Below are 16,279 nucleotides of genomic sequence, written 5' to 3'. Positions count from 1 at the left end.
GGGGGGGGGCCCCCCCCCGGGCGCGCGGGGCCCCGGCGCCCGCCGCGAGCGGCTTCGCCGCTCCCGCGGCGTCGCCCCGGCGGGCTCGCTACGCTCGCCTGTTCGCGAATCGTTTAGGTGATGGTCACGCCCGCCCGAGCTTCCGGTAGAGCGTCGTCCTGCCGATGCCGAGCCGGCGGGCGGCCTCGGTCTGGTTGCCGCCGCACTCGGCGAGCACGCGCTCGACGTGCGCCCGCTCCAGCGCGTCGCGCGCCGCGCGCAGATCCGCGCTGGAGGCCGCGGGGGCGGGGACGGGGTGCTCGAAGACCTCGGGCATCGCGGCGCGCAGCTCCTCCTCGGGGATCCGGGTCCGGGGGCCGCGATCGACGAACAGCGCGGCGACGCGCTCTAGCACGTTCTCGAGCTCGCGCACGTTGCCGGGCCAGCCGTAGCCCGCGAGGCGCGGCAGGACGAGCGCCAGCGCGCGGCGGTGCGCGTCGGGTTCCCCGTGCCGGAGCAGCGCGCGCTTGAGGAGGTCGGAGGCGATCTCCTGCACGTCGTCGCCGCGCTCGCGCAGCGGCGGGATGTGCAGGGGGAGGATGGCGAGGCGGTAGAAGAGGTCCTCGCGGAACTCCCCGCGCCCGACCGCGCCGCGCAGGTCCCGGTGCGTCGCCGCGATCACGCGGACGTCCACGGGCGTCGGGTCGTTCGAGCCGAGGCGCAGCACCTGCCGCTCCTGCAGGACGCGCAGGAGCCGGGTCTGGAGCGTGGTCGGCACGTCGCCGATCTCGTCGAGGAAGATCGTCCCGGTGTGCGCCGCCTCGAAGAGCCCCGGCCTCCCGCCGCGGCGGGCGCCCGTGAAGGCGCCCTCCTCGTGCCCGAACAGCTCGGCCTCGAGCAGCGTCTCCGGGAACGCCGCGCAGTTCACCGCCACGAACGGCCGGTCGCGCCGCCGGCTCGCGCGGTGGATGCCCTGCGCGACCATCTCCTTGCCGGTGCCGCTCTCGCCGGTGATGAGCACGGTCGCGTCGCTGCGCGCGTAGCGCTCGGCGAGCGCGCGCACGCGCGCGATGGCGGGCGAGGTCCCGAGGATGCCGGCGAGGTCGAAGCGGGCGACGAAGCGGGGCGGGCGGTGCTCGGAGCGCAGGCCGCGCTCGAGCCGCTGGATGGCGGCGGAGTCCTGACAGGTGAGGAGCGCGCCGCGCTGCACGCCCGCCTCGCGCAGGGGCAGCCGGCTCACCACCAGCGTGCGGCCGCCGAGCCGCTGGACGACGTCGAGCTCCGGGGTGCCGGTCTCGAGCACGCGCGCGAGCGACAGCTCCGGCGCGATCGCCGACAGGCGGCGGCCGGTGACCTCCGCGCTCGTCACCCCGAGGACCCGCTGCAGCGCCGGGTTGAGCGACTGGATCCGCTCGTCCCCGTCCACCGCGAGGACCCCCAGGTCGAGGTGGCGGAGGACGCGCTCGACCTCGAGCCGCTTGGCCTCCGCGGCCCGGGCGATGCGGGCGACCTCCGCGGCGTGGCGGATCGCCTCCGAGAGCGAGTCCTGCCCGTAGAGCAGCACCGCCGGCAGGCCCTGGCGCTCGGCGAAGTCGCACACCGGCCCGGGGCCGACGATCACCCCGAACCCCTGCGCGGCGAGGTCCGCCACGTGCGCCTTCACGTCCTCCGGCGTGACGTAGGGCCGCTGCTCGATGACGAGGTCGCTCATGAGGCCGGCGCTCTGCTCGATCCCCGCGACGACGCGCCGGAAGTTCACGACGCCGATGCGGTTCGAGAGCTTGCGGGCCTGCACGAGCGCCTGGAGCGCGTCCACCGTGGAGGCCATCACCACCACCACCGGCACGTCCGCGTGGTCCCGCAGGTACGCGCCGTTGGCGCCGGCCGCGACGAACGCGTCCACCTCCTCGCCCGCCTCGACGAGCGACCGCGCCACCTGCAGCGCCTCCTCGAAGCCCTTGTCGAAGACGCGGACCTCCGCCACGTTCGCGAGGAGCGGAGCGACGCTCTCGAAGACGTGGCGCAGGCGGCTCGTGCTGAACGCCCAGACGATGGGGCGGCGGTCCGCGTCGGCGGCCATCGGGCTCCTCCTCGGGTTCGCGACGCTCCCGGCCCAGCGCCGGCGGTGTACCGGGTTCGGAGCATACCTGTTCCGCGTGCGGTGCACCGAGGCGCCGCCCCGTCGGGGGCCTGATGGCCGCGCCCGCAAGGCGATCGTCCGCGAACCCGCAGGGTTGTACCCAGGTGCGCCCGATGGCCGCGTGCGGGTGCGCTGGATGCAATGGAGCCGATCGCGTCCGAGCCGCTCCCGCCCCGGGGGCGGCTCGGGATGAACCGAAGGTGTAGCGCGATGCGCGGACGCGCACGCGAAGACCCGCCACCAGGGAGAGCGACCATGGAACGGATCGAGAAGGTGGCGGTGCTCGGGTCGGGGGTGATGGGGGCGACGATCGCCGCCCAGCTCGCGAACGCCGGGCTCCGCGTGCTCCTGCTGGACATCGTCCCGAGGGAGCCGACCGCGGAGGAGCGCGCGGCGGGGCTCGGGCTCTCGGACCGGCCGGTGCGCGACCGGCTCGCCGCGGCCGCGCGGGCCGGGCTCGAGAAGCTCTCGCCCGCGCCGCTCTACCTGCCCGCGTACGCGGCGCGCATCGAGGTGGGCAACCTCGAGGACGACCTGCCGCGCCTCCGCGACTGCGACTGGGTGATCGAGGTCGTCCTCGAGAACCTGGAGGTGAAGCGGGCCCTCCTCGCGCGCCTCGCCCCGCACCTCAGGCCCGACGTGGTGCTCTCGACGAACACGAGCGGGCTCTCGGTGAACGCGCTCGCGGAGGCGCTCCCCGAGCCGCTCCGGCCGCGCCTGCTCGTCACCCACTTCTTCAACCCCCCGCGCTACATGCGGCTCGTCGAGCTCGTCTCCTCGCGCTACACCGACCCGGCGGTCGTCGCGCGGATGGCGGAGCTCATCCGCGTGCGGCTCGGGAAGGGCATCGTCACCGCCAAGGACACGCCGAACTTCGTCGCCAACCGGATCGGCGTGTTCTCGCTGTGCAACGCCATCCACCACATGGTGGAGCTCGGCCTCACCGTGGAGGAGGTCGACGCGGTCGCCGGGCCGGCCACCGCGCGCCCGAAGAGCGCGGCCTTCCGCACCGCCGACCTCGTCGGCCTCGACACCCTCGCCCACGTCGCGCGGAACTCGTACGAGCTGTTGCCGGGGGACGAGCGCCGCGCCTCCTTCCTCCTGCCCGAGTTCGTCGAGGGGATGATCCAGCGCGGGCTGCTCGGCAATAAGACGAAGGGCGGCTTCTTCAAGAAGACGAAGGGGCAGGAGGGGAGCCAGGTCCTCTTCTTCGACCACCGCTCGGGCGAGTACGTCCCGGCGAGGAAGCCGCGGTTCCCGTCGGTGGAGGCGGCGAAGGGGATCGACGACCCGGGGAAGCGCCTCCGCGCCGTGCTCGCCGGCAACGATCCGGCCGCGACGTTCGCGTGGCGGAGCCTGCGCGACACCCTCCTCTACGCCTTCGCCCGGATCCCGGAGATCGCGGACGACGTGGTGAACGTCGACGCCGCGATGCGCTGGGGCTTCGGCTGGGAGCTCGGGCCCTTCGAGATGATGGACGCGATCGGCGTCGCCGAGCTCGTGCGGCGCGCCGAGGCGGACGGCGTGAAGGTCCCGGCCGCCCTGTACGGCGTGCCGTCCTTCTACTCGGAGGAGGGCGGGAAGCGGCGGTTCGTCGACCTCGCCCACGGCGGCGGCTGGCTGGAGGTGCCGCGGCCGGCGGACCACCTCGACCTCACCGTGCTCGCGAAGGCGGGCGCGGTCGTGGAGCGGAACGCGGGCGCGTCGGTCCTGGATCTCGGTGACGGCGTCTTCTGCCTCGAGTTCCACACCAAGATGAACGCCATCGGCAACGACGTGCTCGCCATGGTCCACGAGGCGCTGCGGCGCGCCGAGACGGAGGGCCAGGGGCTCGTCATCGCGAACCAGGGCCAGGCGTTCTCGGCCGGCGCGAACCTGATGCTCGTGGCGATGGCCATCGCGGAGGGCGCCTACGACGAGATCGCGCTCACCGTGCGGGCGTTCCAGCGGGCCATGATGGCGGTGAAGTACGCGCGGGTGCCGGTGGTGGCCGCGCCGCACGGGCTCGCGCTCGGCGGCGGCTGCGAGGTCTGCCTGCACGCCACCGCGATGAACCCCCTCGCCGAGACGTACATGGGGCTCGTGGAGATCGGCGTCGGGCTCCTGCCCGCCGGCGGCGGCACGAAGGAGCTCGCGCTCCGCGCCATCCGGCTCGCGGAGCAGTACGAGACGGACGTCTCTCCCTTCCTGTTCAAGCACTTCACCACCATCGCCACCGCGAAGGTGAGCGCCTCCGCCGACGAGCTCCGCGGCATGGGGCTCCTCCGGCCGGGCGACGGCGTCACGCTCTCGCCGGACCGGCTGGTGCACGACGCGAAGGCGCGCGTCCTCGCGCTCGCCGCGAACCACCGCCCGGGCGAGCCGGCGACGGACCTGAGGGCGCCGGGCCGGAGCGTCGCCGCGAGCCTCGCCACCCAGCTCTGGAACATGCGGATGGGCGGCTTCATCACCGAGTACGAGGAGAAGCTCGGGAAGACGATCGCCGGCGTCATCACCGGGGGCGACGTCCCCGCCGGCACCGCCGTCACCGAGCAGTGGCTGCTCGACCTCGAGCGGGAGGCCTTCCTGCGCCTCTGCGGCGAGCGGAAGACCCTCGAGCGGATCCAGCACATGCTGAAGAAGGGCAAGCCGCTCCGCAACTGAACGACGGCAAGAGGTGATCGCCATGAGTGGAGCCTACGTCCTCGCCGCAGTCCGCACCCCCGGCTGCAAGGCCAAGAAGGGAAAGCTCCGGGACGTCCGCCCGGACGACCTCGCCGCGACGGCGATCCGCGCGCTCCTCGAGCGCGCGCGGGTCGAGCCGCACGCCGTCGAGGACGTCATCATGGGCTGCGCCTTCCCGGAGGGCGAGCAAGGCATGAACCTGGGCCGCGTCGCGGCGCTGCGCGCGGGCCTGCCGGTGGAGGTCCCCGGCCAGACGGTGAACCGCTTCTGCGCCTCGGGCCTCCAGGCGATCGCGACCGCCGCCGAGCGGATCCTGGCCGGCCACGCCGACGCCATCGTCGCGGGCGGCGCGGAGAGCATGAGCCTCGTCCCGATGGGCGGCGCGAAGTTCAGCGCGAACCCCGGGCTCGCCGCGGACTGGCCGGAGTCCTACGCCGCGATGGGTGTCACCGCCGAGCTCGTCGCCTCGCGCTACCGCGTCTCGCGCGAGGACCAGGACGCGCTCGCGGCGGAGAGCCACGCGCGCGCCGCGGCCGCCCAGGCGAAGGGGCTGTTCGCGGGCGAGCTCGCCCCGGTGGACGTCGAGCGGGTGGCGCTCGTGGGCGGCAAGCTGGAGCGCCGGCAGGAGCGGGTGGACGCGGACGACGGCGTCCGCGCCGACACGACGCGAGAGGGGCTCGCGCGGCTCAAGCCCGCGTTCAAGGTGGACGGGAGCGTCACGGCCGGGAACGCCTCGCAGATGACCGACGGCGCGGCCGCGGTCCTGGTGGTGTCGGAGGCGTTCCTCGCCCGCACGAAGCTCACGCCGCTCGGCCGGTTCGTCTCGTACGCGGTGAAGGGCGTGCCGCCGGAGATCATGGGCGTCGGCCCGATCGAGGCCATCCCGGCCGCGCTCGCGCGGGCGGGCGTCCGCCAGGCGGACGTCGGGCAGGTGGAGCTCAACGAGGCCTTCGCGGTGCAGGCCCTCACCTGCGTGCGCGCGCTCGGCCTCGACCCGGCGCGCGTGAACCCGACGGGCGGCGCCATCGCCCTCGGCCACCCGCTCGGCTGCACCGGCGCCAAGCTCACCGCGACGCTGCTGCACGGGCTCGCGCGGACGGGAGAGCGCTACGGGATCGTGTCGATGTGCATCGGCGGCGGGATGGGCGCGGCGGCGGTCTTCGAGCGCGCCTAGCGACGCGCGGCTTCGTACAGGGCATCCGGAGGTGACCATGGCGGCGAGACTCTTCAAGGGCGCGGAGTACCTCATCACCGAGGCGACGAAGGACGACGTCTTCACGCCGGAGGACTTCACGGAGGAGCAGCGGCAGATCGCGCACACCGCGGACCAGTTCGTCCGCGACGACGTGACGCCCGTGCTCGACCGGCTCGAGCACCAGGAGCCGGGGCTCTCCGCCGCGCTCATGCGCAAGGCGGGCGAGGCGGGCCTGCTCATGATCGACGCGCCGGAGGCGTACGGCGGGCTCGCGCTCGACAAGGCGACGAGCATGCTCGCCGCGGAGCGCATGGGCGCGGCCGGCGCGTTCTCCGTGTCCTACGCGGCGCACAGCGGCATCGGCACGCTGCCCCTCGTGTACTACGGGACCGAGGCGCAGAAGGACCGGTACCTCTCCAAGCTCGTGACGGGCGAGTGGAGCGCGGCGTACTGCCTGACGGAGCCGGAGGCGGGGAGCGACGCGCTCGGCGGGAAGACCACCGCGACGCTCACGCCCGACGGCAAGCACTACGTCCTCGACGGCACGAAGCAGTTCATCACGAACGGCAGCTTCGCCGATCTCTTCACGGTCTTCGCGCGCATCGACAAGAAGCACTTCACCGCCTTCCTCGTCGAGCGATCGACGCCGGGCCTCACGGTCGGCCCGGAGGAGAAGAAGCTCGGCATCAAGGGCTCCTCGACGACCTCGGTCATCTTCGAGGGCGCCCAGGTGCCGGTCGAGAACGTGCTCGGCGAGATCGGCAAGGGGCACAAGATCGCCTTCAACGTGCTCAACGTCGGCCGCTTCAAGCTCGGCGCGGCGGTGACCGGCGCGGCGAAGCTGGCGTTCAGGACCGGCGCCGCGTACGCGAACGCGCGCAAGCAGTTCGGCGTGCCCATCGCCCGCTTCGGCGCCATCCAGGAGAAGCTCGCGGACCTCACCGCGGGCATCTTCGCCGCGGAGTCGCTCGTGTACCGGCTCGCCGGGCTCATCGACGATCGGCTCGCCACCATCCCGAAGGACACCGCGGGCTACTACGAGGCCTACCAGCAGGGCATCGAGGAGTACGCGATCGAGTGCGCGATCGCGAAGGTGTTCTGCAGCGAGGTGCTCGCCGACGTGGTCGACGAGGTGGTCCAGATCCACGGCGGCTACGGGTTCATCCAGGAGTACCCGGCGGAGAAGTACTACCGGGACGAGCGCATCAACCGGATCTTCGAGGGCACCAACGAGATCAACCGGCTCCTCGTGCCGGGCACCATCCTGCGCCGCGCGATGAAGGGCGAGCTGCCCCTGCAGCGGGAGGCGATGAAGGCGCTGGAGGGGCTCATGACGCCCTCCCTCGACGAGCTCGATCCCTCGCTGCCCTTCGCGGCCGAGCGGGCCGTGCTCGGCGGCCTCAAGAAGACCTTCCTCGTGGTGTCAGGCGCCGCCGTCCAGCGGTACGCGGAGGGGCTCAAGGACGAGCAGGAGGTGCTGCTCGCGCTCGCGGACGTGGCCATCCAGATCTTCGCGATCGAGAGCGCGCTCCTCAGGGCGGAGAAGATCTCGCCGCGCCTGACGGAGTCGCTGCGCGCGGACGCGGCGGCCGCCGTGAAGGTGCACACCTTCGCGGCCGTCGAGAAGATCGCCGCCGCCGCCCGCCGGGCCGCGTTCTACGTCGCCGAGGGAGACACGCTCACGGTCCTCCTCGGCGGCATCCGCCGGTACACGAAGTACGACGCCACCGGCCTGCTCCCCGCGAAGCGGCGGCTCGCCGCCGCCGCGCTCGAGTCCGAGCGCTACCCGCTCTGAACGACGGTTCGCGATTCGGATCACGCCGTCCACCGCAGAGGAGAACTGCCGAGATGCCCCTCAAGCTGCTCGTCACCGTGAAGCGCGTCGAGGACCCGGAGTCGAGGATCAGGGCGAGGCCGGACGGGACCGGCATCGTCACCGACGGCGTGAACTACAAGATGAACCCCTTCGACGAGATCGCCGTCGAGGAGGCCCTGCGGCTCAAGGAGAAGCACGGCGGCGAGGTGGTCGTGGCGAGCATCGGCGGGGCGGCGGCGATGGTCGAGCTCCGCGCCGCGCTCGCGATGGGCGCCGATCGCGGCCTCCTCGTCCGTCACGACGGCGCGCTCGACCCGGGGGTGGGCTCGGCGCTGCTCCAGGCGCTCGTCGCGCAGGAGCGGCCCGACCTCGTCCTGCTCGGCAAGCAGGCCATCGATCGACGACGATCAGAACCAGACCGGCCAGATGCTCGCCGCGCGCCTCGGCTGGCCGCAGGCGACGTTCGCCTCCAAGAAGGAGAGCCTCGAGAGCGAGGCCGAGCAGAAGAAGCAGCCCGGCGTGGTCCTCGCGGCGGACGGCGGGCGCGCCCTCGTCGTGCGGGAGGTGGACGGCGGCGTCGAGACGCTCGACGTCGCGCTGCCGGCGGTCGTGACGGTGGACCTCCGGCTCAACAAGCCGCGCTTCGCGTCGCTGCCCGGGATCATGAAGGCGAAGAAGAAGGAGGTGCGCGAGATCCCCGCGGCCTCGCTCGGCGTGGAGCTCGCGCCGGCGGTGGTGGTGCGGCGGCTCTTCGACCCGCCGCGGCGGCAGGCCGGCGTGAAGGTCGCCGACGTCGCCGAGCTGTGGACCCGCCTTCACGCCGAGGCGAAGGTCCTCTAGGGCCTTCGAGCGCGCCATGTCGAACGTCCTCGTCGTCGCCGAGCAGTCCCGCGGCACCCTCAGGAAGGCCACCCTGTCCGCGCTCACCGCCGCGCGAGAGGTGGCGCGCCGCACCGGCGGAACGGTGAGCGCGCTCGTCCTCGGCAGCGGCGCCGCCGCGGCCGCGGAGGAGCTCGCCGCGCACGGCGTCGCGGTCCGCCTCGCCGACGCGCCCGTGCTGGCGCACCCGCTCGCGGAGGCGCACGCGCCGGTGGTCGCGGACGCGGCGCGGGTGGCCGGCGCGAGCTGGATCGTCACGGCCGCGACCGCGTACGGAAAGGATCTCCTGCCCCGGGCTGCGGTCGCGCTCGGCGCGGCGGTCGCGACCGAGGTCCTCGCCGTCGCGGGCGAGGGGGCGGAGATCCTGCTCCGCCGGCCGATGTGGGCCGGGAACGTCATCGCGGAGGTGGAGCTCCGCGGGACGGTGAAGGCGTTCAGCGTGCGCCCGACGGAGTTCGCGCCGGCGGCGCGGGCGCCGGGCGGTTCGGTCACGCCGCTGCCGGTCTCGGTGGACGCGGCCTCGCTCCGGACGCGCTTCGTGGAGCTGCAGGAGGTGAAGAGCGAGCGGCCCGAGCTCACCGACGCGCGCGTGGTCGTCGCGGGCGGCCGGGGCACCCGGGGCGACTTCGGCCCGCTCTCCGGGCTCGCCGACGACCTCGGCGCGGCGGTGGGCGCCTCCCGCGCGGCGGTCGACGCCGGCTGGGTGCCGAACGACTGGCAGGTGGGGCAGACCGGCAAGGTGGTCGCGCCGGAGCTCTACGTCGCCGCGGGGATCTCGGGCGCGATCCAGCACGTCGCGGGCATGAAGGGGGCGAAGGTGATCGTGGCGATCAACAAGGACGCGGACGCGCCCATCTTCCAGATCGCCGACTACGGCCTCGTCGCGGACCTGTTCCAGGCGGTGCCAGCCCTGCGCGAGCGCCTCAAGGCCGGGTAGGGCGACCGCCGCGCCCCCGGACGGGACGGCTCACTCGCTCGGGAGCAGGTCGAGCTGCGAGGGGGGAACGCCGCGGGCGACGCCGTGCCCGGCGAGGATCGCCATCCGCCGCCGCTCGAAGCGCCGCTGCCGCTCGGCGCGCACGCGCTCCAGCATCGAGCGGGCGCTCTCGACGTCGGCGTACACGTCCGGGACCTCGCGGCCCAGGAGCCGGTCCCGCCGCCGGAGGTACGCCTCCTCCGCCGCGAGGTGATCGACCTCGAGATCCTCGATCTCGACGGCGAGCCGCTCCTCCGCGTCCATCGCGCGGAGCGCGTCGCGCTGCTCCGCGGTCATCATCCGGATCCTCTCCAGCACACCCATGACGCTCTCCGGTCACGCCCCACCACCGCGCTCCTGCCACTCGGGATCAAGCTAGGGGGGCCTCCCGGGCGCGCAAGGGCGCTCGTGTGGGGAAGTCAAAGAAATGACGCCGGGAGCCCCGAAGGAGTTCGCGGGCCGGCCGCTGTCAGGGAGGGCGGATAGCCTCGGGACATCAGCGGTCGCCCTCGGGCGCCGCGAGCGACATTCACTGACGGTCGATGCCATCGCATGCGGCCGGGTGGGCGTGCGCGCGCCGCGGTCGCGCGCCTGGCGCGTCGCCTGAGGCGACGTGCCCCGGGCGGATTGGACCCGGGGCCGGCCGCACTCCCGGTCGCTGCGCGTCGACGCAGACGCTGCGCGCGTCGGCCGACGCGCCGAACCCATTGGAAAGACGGGCTCGATTCCACGGTCAACGCGCGCCCGGCCTCGGAGCCGCTCATCGGTACGGGTCTTCCAAGCGCGCAGGTCCTGCACCCCACGACCGGAGCGCCCATGAAACGCCTGCTGGGAAGCCTCACCATCGTCACGAAGCTCCGCATCGTCGTGGGCGCGAGCGCCGTGGCGCTCGCCGCGCTCGTCTGGCAGGCCGTGCGCGTCGTCGAGTCGCGCATGCTGGAGGAGCGCGAGGCGAAGGTCCGGGCCGCCGTCGAGACGGTGCACGGGGTGCTCCGCGAGCAGGCCCGCCTCGCGGAGGAGGGACGCATCCCCGTGGCCGAAGCGCAGGCGGCCGCGATCCGGACGATCCGCGCGCTGCGCTACGAGGGGAACGAGTACTTCTGGGTGAACGACCTCGCCCCGCGCATGATCGTCCATCCGATGAGGCCGGAGCTCGACGGAAAGGACCTCGCGAGCGAGGTCGATCCCAGCGGCAAGCGGCTCTTCGTCGAGTTCGTGGACACCGCGAGGCGCCACGGCGCCGGAATGGTCGCCTACCTGTGGCCCAAGCCGGGCTCGCGCGACCCCGTCCGCAAGGTCTCGTACGTGAAGCTTTTCGAGCCGTGGGGCTGGATCGTCGGCTCGGGCGTCTACGTCGACGATCTCGAGGCGGCGGCGGCGCTCGAGGCACGGCGGATCGCCGGCGCGGCGCTCGCGATCGTCCTCGTCCTCTTCCTCGGTGCGGCGATCGTGGTGCGCAGCATCACCGGGCCGCTCGCCGGGGCCATCCGGGTGGTGGAGCGGGTCGCCCGCGGCGACCTGCGCGAGGCGGTGGCGGTCACCCGTCGCGACGAGCTCGGCAGGCTCCAGGCGGCGATGGCCGGGATGGCGGACAAGCTCGCGGTGGTCATCGCCGAGGTGCGCGCGGGCTCGGAGGCGCTCGGGGGCGCCTCGCAGCAGGTCTCCGAGACGTCGCAGCTCCTGTCGCAGGGCACGGGCGAGCAGGCCGCGAGCGTGGAGGAGACGACCGCCTCCCTCGAGGAGATGAACGCGTCGATCGCCCGGAACGCGGAGGGCGCGCGGGAGACCGCCGCCGCGGCCACCGCGGGCGCGGCGCGGGCGGAGGAGGGCGGGCGCGCGGTCGCCGAGACGGTGCAGGCGATGAAGGCGATCACCGAGCGGATCTCCGTCGTCGAGGAGATCGCCTACCAGACGAACCTGCTCGCGCTGAACGCGGCCATCGAGGCAGCCCGCGCGGGCGAGCACGGCCGGGGGTTCGCGGTGGTCGCCGCGGAGGTGCGCAAGCTCGCCGAGCGCGCGCAGAAGGCGGCGAAGGAGATCGGCTCGCTCGCGGGCTCGAGCGTGGCGGTGGCGGAGCGCTCGGCCTCGCTCATCCGCGAGCTCGTGCCGGGCATCCGGAGCACCGCGGAGCTGGTGCAGGAGGTGGCCGCGGCCTCCCAGCAGCAGGCGGCGGGGGTCGAGCAGGTCTCGAGAGCGATGGCGATCGTGGATCAGACGACCCAGCGAAACTCGGCCGCCGCGGAGGAGCTCTCCTCCACCGCCGAGGAGATGGCCGCGCAGGCGGCGTCCCTCCAGCAGCTCGTCGGCTTCTTCCGGGTGCGGGAGGGGCTCGAGCGCGCCGCGACGCCGAAGGCGAAGCCCGCGCCGAAGGTCCTGGCGCAGCCGGCGCCGCCGCCTCCGCCCGCCGCGAGCCGTCCGGCGCTCGAGGACGGCGCCGGCTGGGTCGCGTGGCGCTCCGGCGCCGCGACCGACGCAGAGCCGCGGTCCCTCCCCAGGGCGAGGACGGGCTCGTAGCGCTCGCCGGGGCGGAGCGCGCCCGTGTCGAGACGGCGGCGCGCCGGCGAGGGTGCCCGAGCGCGCGCTCACGGGCGGGCGCGCGGGCGCGCCCTCGCCGGGGTGAACCCGCCCAGGCGAGTGCACGCGGCCGGCGGGGGTGAGAGGAGTGCCTCGAGGACGCGGGCGGGGGCTTCGAGGTGGCCGGCAGGCCGTACGACGTGACGCTGTTCGGCGCGACCGGCTTCACCGGCCGGCTGGCGGCGCGCTACCTGTCGGAGCACGCGCCGCCCGGGCTACGCTGGGCGGTCGCCGGCCGCAGCGGCGCACGGCTCGAGCTCGTGAAGGCGGAGGCGCACGCGAGCGGGCTCGTCGTCGCGGACAGCGCGGATCCCGGGTCGATCGACGCGATGGCCGCCGGCACCCGCGTGCTCGCCACGACCGTCGGTCCCTTCGCGCACCACGGCGGGCCGGTGGTGGACGCGTGCGTCCGGCACCGCGTCGACTACGTGGACATCACGGGCGAGACCGCGTGGGTGCGCGGCCTGGTCGATCGCCACCACGAGGCCGCCGCGCTCGCGGGCACGCGCATCGTGCCGTTCTGCGGGTTCGACTCGGTCCCCTCCGATCTCGGCGCGCTCCTCGTCGCGTCGTTCATCCGGGATCGCTGGGGGCAGGACACGAGGCGCGTGAGCGCGAGCTTCGCGCTCCGGGGCGGCTACGGCGGCGGGACGCTCGCCACGGTGCTCCACTCGGCCGAGACGGGCGAGCTCGTCGTCGGCCGCGACGTGCTGCTCCTCAACCCGGCGGAGCACCGGACCGGCGCCGAGCGGGCGCGCAGCGCCGACCTCTTCGCCGTCCGGCGCGACCCGGTCCGGCAGGTCTGGCTCGCGCCGTTTCCGATGGCGCGGGTGAACACCCGCGTCGTGCGGCGCTCCAACGCGCTCCTCGAGGCGGTCGGGCGCGGCTACGGCCCGGAGTTCGCCTACGAGGAGGCCGCCGAGTACCGCTCTCGCCTCGGCGCAGAGGCGGCGCGGCTCGGGCTCCGCCTCTTCGAGCGCGCGCTCGCGGCGGAGCGGGTGCGGGCGCTCCTGCGCCGCTTCGGACCGGCGCCCGGAGAGGGCCCCTCGCCGGCGGCACGCGAGCTCGGGGCCATGCGGCTGCGGCTCGTCGGTGAGGCGGCCTCCGGGCGGAAGGTGCTCGCGACGCTGCGCGCCCGCGGGGATCCCGGCAGCCGGGTGACCGTCATGACGCTCTGCGAGGCGGCGCTCGCCCTCGCCACCCAGCGCGAAGCGCTCCCGCGCGCGCCGGCGGGCGGCGTGCTCACGCCCGCGACCGCGGTCGGGCTCCTGCTGCTCGATCGGCTGGAGGCGGCGGGGCTCCAGGTCGAGGTGGGGCCCGTGGTGCGCACGTGAGCCGTGAGGTCGAGCGAGCGGGGCGGCGGCCCGCAGGCACGGACGGGCCGTTGAAGGCGTACCGGTGGGTCCCTAGGGGTGAAGGGATGCCCCTCGCGTGGATGCCCCTCGTCGCCGTGCTCGCCAGCAGCGCCTCGAGCGCTGGCGGCGTCGTGCTCCGCCCGCTCGAGCGACAGCTCGTCGCCCCCTCCGCAGCGCTCCGGCTCGCCGCCTCCGGCGCCGCGACCCGCCCGGCCGCGGGGGACGCCGCCGCGCCGCCCGCGTGCGTCGGCGACGTGTGCCAGCCGCGCGTGTCCGTGCCGGGCTACGAGCCGCGGGTGTCGTCCCGCGGGAAGCGGACGGAGCTCGCGGCGCACCTCCTCTCCCGCGCGCACATCGAGCCGCTCGCGAGCGTGGCGAGCTTCCTCGTGGTCACCGGCCTCCGCCTCGACTTCACCCCGGGGGCGCTCGAGAGCGGGCTCTCGCGCGGTCCGGAGGGCTGGGGGCATGCGCAGCTCATGCTCCGCTGGCGCATCGACGCGCTCGGCAAGCCCGTCTGGGTGATCGTGAGGTAGCTGGCGCGAGACCGCGCCCTCGGGTGCGTTCGCCAGCCGTCGCGGGTCCAGGCGCCGGCGGGGTCCGTCGGGACGTCGCCTCAGCCCCAGGAGCTCACGAAGATCGCGCGGTCGGTGCCGGGCTCCCATACGAGATCCACCCGCGCCGCGCGCCCCGCCCAGGCGTAGAGCCCCTCGATCCCTCCGCACGACCGCAGGAGGTGCGCGCGGTCGCGCGAGACGGGCGGGAGGTCTTCGAGCACGACGTGGACGAGCCCCGGCCCGCGCCGCAGGTAGGTCGCGTGCCCCGCGTTGCGCGTCGCGACGTTCCAGCCCTTCGCCGCGATCCAGGCGAGCACCTCGGGCCGGCGGCCCAGCATCGCGAGCGTCGCCGTCACGAGCGGCCGGAGCACCGGCGTCTCGGTGGCGACGCGCCCGAGCGCGCGGCCGAGCTCGCGCACGCCGTCGTCGCCCCGGCGCCGCTGCACGGCCTGCACGATCTCGACCTCGAACGCGATGGGCAGCCAGCCCGCCGCGGGCGCCTCCTCCACGCGGCGGACGGTCTCGGTCCGCACGTCGCCGCGGATCGACGCCGCGTCCCCGTCGCCGAAGGTGCGGAGCTGCTCGAGGTAGAGCTTCAGCAACGCCGCCCGGATCTCGGGTTCCATTCGTCTCCAGTCGACCGACCCGCCGCGCGAGGAGAGCAGCATTCGGCGGGTGAGGGGAATCCCGGGACGGCGGGACTTGCGGGCGGGGTCGAATCGGGCGTTCGCCTGTCCGTTGGTGGACAAACGAAGGAGACCGGCGCACACGCGCGCGGCCCGAGCGGACGCGGGCGTCCGCGGAGTGCCTCGTCCGAGCCGACCCCCGGAAGGCAGCGCGGCGGAGGGCTACGTGTCGGTCCCGGCGGAGGCGAGCGCTGTGAGCGCTCGCGCCGCGCGCGGCGAAGGATCCTGCTCGAGCGCCTCGCGACGGGCTCGACCCGAGCGAGCAACGCTGTCAGGCCCGCTGGTCCGCCTCGGCGGTCCGGGCCCCCTCGGCCGCCGTGGCCGCGAGCTCCTCGAGCACCTCCCGCGCCACGGGGTCGGCGCGCAGCGCGCCCTCGGGGAGCCTGCGGAGCGCGATCTCGGCGAACTCCCCGGCGCCGCGCAGCGTCTCGGAGAGCCACAGGTGCGAGCCGTCGGAGAGCGTCAGGTAGAACCACCGCTGGAGCGGGTTGTAGGCGACGCTCGAGACGGAGGTCCAGCTCACGTTGCGGCGCGTGAGCACCCCGACGCGCTCGATGAACGTGTCGTGCACGACGATGCGCTGGCGGAACGCCGAGGCGAACTGGTGCGCGGTGACGGCGAGCATCGCGAGCGTGGCGGCGGCGCCGAGGAGGAGCCCGGGGACGCCCGTCTGCCCCCCGACCCAGACCCGCGTCACCAGCCCCGCGAGCACGATCGTGGGGAGGAGCGCGCCGATCCCGAGCATCACCCCGTTCCGGCGCAGCGGACGCAGCACGAGGGCGCCGCCCGCCGTCGAAGCGCGCTCGCGCGGCGCCGCCGAGCTCCGCCGGAACAGCGCGCGGCCGCCCAGCATCACGAGGAACAAGGCGACCAGTGCGATGGCGGTCTCGAGCATGTGCGCGAGTCTGCCTCATCGACGGCGGCCGGAGAAGCGGGTGCCCTCGCTTTCGACCGACCGCCGCGCCAGGTGCGGCGCGACCGCCGGGTGGAGCTCGGCGCGGCTTCAGCCTCCGCGGCGAACCGTCTTCCACGGCGCCGCGTTGCCGTTCTCGTCGACCCGGACTCGGATGTGGTCCGGCCCGCGCCACACGCTGCCCGCGATGACGCGCCCCGGGATCCAGGGGTAGCGCGCGCGCGTGTCGTCCGAGACGAACACGACCGGCGAGACGGGCGGAGAGTCGGGCGTCGCGGCGGGCACCCCCTCCTCGGTCAGCTGGATACGCTCCGGGCGGCGGCCCCCCGGCCCGCGGACGGGGCGCTGGCGACGGCGCTTGTTGCCCCGCCCGCCGGCGCGGTTCTCGTGATGCTGCGGTCTCTCCAACATGGGCTCCTGGCCTTGGGGGCAGCGCCGGCGACGCTCCTCGCGTCTGCTCGGCGGCGATACGGCTCGCGATGTGGTGGATGCGCCGTGTCCCGGGTCTGACGTCCGGTCGGCGCTCTGGGTCGTATGTATCCCGGACG

12 protein-coding genes and 1 pseudogene are annotated in these 16,279 nt (G+C 74.6%); 8 read left to right on the top strand and 5 right to left on the bottom strand.

Features of this window, described 5'->3' with window-relative positions:
* Nucleotides 1-124: 124 nt before the first annotated feature.
* On the bottom strand, nucleotides 125-2,059 hold the full coding sequence (gene prpR / locus MNY60_RS04230) for a propionate catabolism operon regulatory protein PrpR (RefSeq protein ID WP_242354975.1): 1,935 nt from the start codon (nucleotides 2,057-2,059) through the stop codon (nucleotides 125-127).
* A gap of 315 nt (nucleotides 2,060-2,374) precedes the next feature.
* Here prpR and MNY60_RS04225 point away from each other — a divergent pair, with 315 nt between their 5' ends.
* From MNY60_RS04225 to MNY60_RS04205, 5 genes and pseudogenes are all read left to right on the top strand, one after another.
* Complete coding sequence (locus tag MNY60_RS04225; protein WP_242335108.1) at nucleotides 2,375-4,762, top strand: 3-hydroxyacyl-CoA dehydrogenase/enoyl-CoA hydratase family protein; 2,388 nt, start codon at nucleotides 2,375-2,377, stop codon at nucleotides 4,760-4,762.
* A 22-nt stretch (nucleotides 4,763-4,784) separates the two neighbouring features.
* Complete coding sequence (locus MNY60_RS04220; RefSeq protein ID WP_242335109.1) at nucleotides 4,785-5,957, top strand: acetyl-CoA C-acyltransferase; 1,173 nt, start codon at nucleotides 4,785-4,787, stop codon at nucleotides 5,955-5,957.
* Nucleotides 5,958-5,994: 37 nt separating this feature from the next.
* Nucleotides 5,995-7,773 carry an acyl-CoA dehydrogenase family protein gene (locus MNY60_RS04215; RefSeq protein ID WP_242335110.1) on the top strand — a complete coding sequence of 593 codons (1,779 nt, stop codon included), beginning with the start codon at nucleotides 5,995-5,997 and terminating at the stop codon, nucleotides 7,771-7,773.
* A 53-nt stretch (nucleotides 7,774-7,826) separates the two neighbouring features.
* Nucleotides 7,827-8,634: pseudogene (locus MNY60_RS24445) on the top strand (EtfB protein).
* A gap of 16 nt (nucleotides 8,635-8,650) precedes the next feature.
* Nucleotides 8,651-9,610 (top strand): electron transfer flavoprotein subunit alpha/FixB family protein, encoded by a 960-nt coding sequence (locus MNY60_RS04205; RefSeq protein WP_242335113.1) that lies wholly within the window; start codon nucleotides 8,651-8,653, stop codon nucleotides 9,608-9,610.
* A gap of 30 nt (nucleotides 9,611-9,640) precedes the next feature.
* Here the strand turns inward: MNY60_RS04205 and MNY60_RS04200 are convergent, their stop codons facing one another.
* Nucleotides 9,641-9,949, bottom strand: a complete 309-nt coding sequence (locus MNY60_RS04200) for a hypothetical protein (protein ID WP_242335115.1) — start codon at nucleotides 9,947-9,949, stop codon at nucleotides 9,641-9,643.
* Nucleotides 9,950-10,465: 516 nt separating this feature from the next.
* On the opposite strand from MNY60_RS04200, the gene MNY60_RS04195 reads away from it, so the two are divergent.
* From MNY60_RS04195 to MNY60_RS04185, 3 genes are all read left to right on the top strand, one after another.
* Nucleotides 10,466-12,163, top strand: coding sequence for a methyl-accepting chemotaxis protein (locus MNY60_RS04195; protein WP_242335117.1), 1,698 nt, complete (start codon nucleotides 10,466-10,468; stop codon nucleotides 12,161-12,163).
* 179 nt (nucleotides 12,164-12,342) lie between these two features.
* A complete protein-coding gene (locus tag MNY60_RS04190) occupies nucleotides 12,343-13,557 on the top strand; it encodes a trans-acting enoyl reductase family protein (RefSeq protein ID WP_242335119.1) in 1,215 nt (404 codons plus the stop codon).
* A gap of 86 nt (nucleotides 13,558-13,643) precedes the next feature.
* Nucleotides 13,644-14,111: a hypothetical protein gene (locus tag MNY60_RS04185; RefSeq protein WP_242335120.1), complete on the top strand. Its 468-nt coding sequence runs from the start codon at nucleotides 13,644-13,646 to the stop codon at nucleotides 14,109-14,111.
* An 80-nt stretch (nucleotides 14,112-14,191) separates the two neighbouring features.
* Here the strand turns inward: MNY60_RS04185 and MNY60_RS04180 are convergent, their stop codons facing one another.
* The 3 genes from MNY60_RS04180 to MNY60_RS04170 all read right to left on the bottom strand — a co-directional run bounded on the left by MNY60_RS04180 (nucleotide 14,192) and on the right by MNY60_RS04170 (nucleotide 16,142).
* Nucleotides 14,192-14,758, bottom strand: coding sequence for a hypothetical protein (locus MNY60_RS04180; protein ID WP_242335122.1), 567 nt, complete (start codon nucleotides 14,756-14,758; stop codon nucleotides 14,192-14,194).
* 331 nt (nucleotides 14,759-15,089) lie between these two features.
* Complete coding sequence (locus MNY60_RS04175; RefSeq protein ID WP_242335124.1) at nucleotides 15,090-15,713, bottom strand: PH domain-containing protein; 624 nt, start codon at nucleotides 15,711-15,713, stop codon at nucleotides 15,090-15,092.
* 108 nt (nucleotides 15,714-15,821) lie between these two features.
* Complete coding sequence (locus MNY60_RS04170; RefSeq protein ID WP_242360084.1) at nucleotides 15,822-16,142, bottom strand: hypothetical protein; 321 nt, start codon at nucleotides 16,140-16,142, stop codon at nucleotides 15,822-15,824.
* Nucleotides 16,143-16,279 lie beyond the last annotated feature (137 nt).

This window comes from Anaeromyxobacter sp. SG17 (assembly GCF_022690695.1).
Classification (GTDB): Bacteria; Myxococcota; Myxococcia; order Myxococcales; family Anaeromyxobacteraceae; genus Anaeromyxobacter; species Anaeromyxobacter soli.
Note: the sequence above shows the minus strand (reverse complement) of the source record. Positions and strands in the feature narration are given on the sequence as shown.

Excerpts from the sequence above, each read along its gene's own strand:
- MNY60_RS04215 (WP_242335110.1), top strand. The coding sequence starts at position 5,995 with ATGGCGGCGAGACTCTTCAAGGGCGCGGAGTACCTCATCACCGAGGCG.
- MNY60_RS04185 (WP_242335120.1), top strand. The coding sequence starts at position 13,644 with ATGCCCCTCGCGTGGATGCCCCTCGTCGCCGTGCTCGCCAGCAGCGCC.
- prpR (WP_242354975.1), bottom strand. The coding sequence starts at position 2,059 with ATGGCCGCCGACGCGGACCGCCGCCCCATCGTCTGGGCGTTCAGCACG.
- MNY60_RS04205 (WP_242335113.1), top strand. The coding sequence starts at position 8,651 with ATGTCGAACGTCCTCGTCGTCGCCGAGCAGTCCCGCGGCACCCTCAGG.
- MNY60_RS04220 (WP_242335109.1), top strand. The coding sequence starts at position 4,785 with ATGAGTGGAGCCTACGTCCTCGCCGCAGTCCGCACCCCCGGCTGCAAG.
- MNY60_RS04200 (WP_242335115.1), bottom strand. The coding sequence starts at position 9,949 with ATGATGACCGCGGAGCAGCGCGACGCGCTCCGCGCGATGGACGCGGAG.
- MNY60_RS04195 (WP_242335117.1), top strand. The coding sequence starts at position 10,466 with ATGAAACGCCTGCTGGGAAGCCTCACCATCGTCACGAAGCTCCGCATC.
- MNY60_RS04175 (WP_242335124.1), bottom strand. The coding sequence starts at position 15,713 with ATGCTCGAGACCGCCATCGCACTGGTCGCCTTGTTCCTCGTGATGCTG.
- MNY60_RS04180 (WP_242335122.1), bottom strand. The coding sequence starts at position 14,758 with ATGGAACCCGAGATCCGGGCGGCGTTGCTGAAGCTCTACCTCGAGCAG.
- MNY60_RS04170 (WP_242360084.1), bottom strand. The coding sequence starts at position 16,142 with ATGTTGGAGAGACCGCAGCATCACGAGAACCGCGCCGGCGGGCGGGGC.
- MNY60_RS04225 (WP_242335108.1), top strand. The coding sequence starts at position 2,375 with ATGGAACGGATCGAGAAGGTGGCGGTGCTCGGGTCGGGGGTGATGGGG.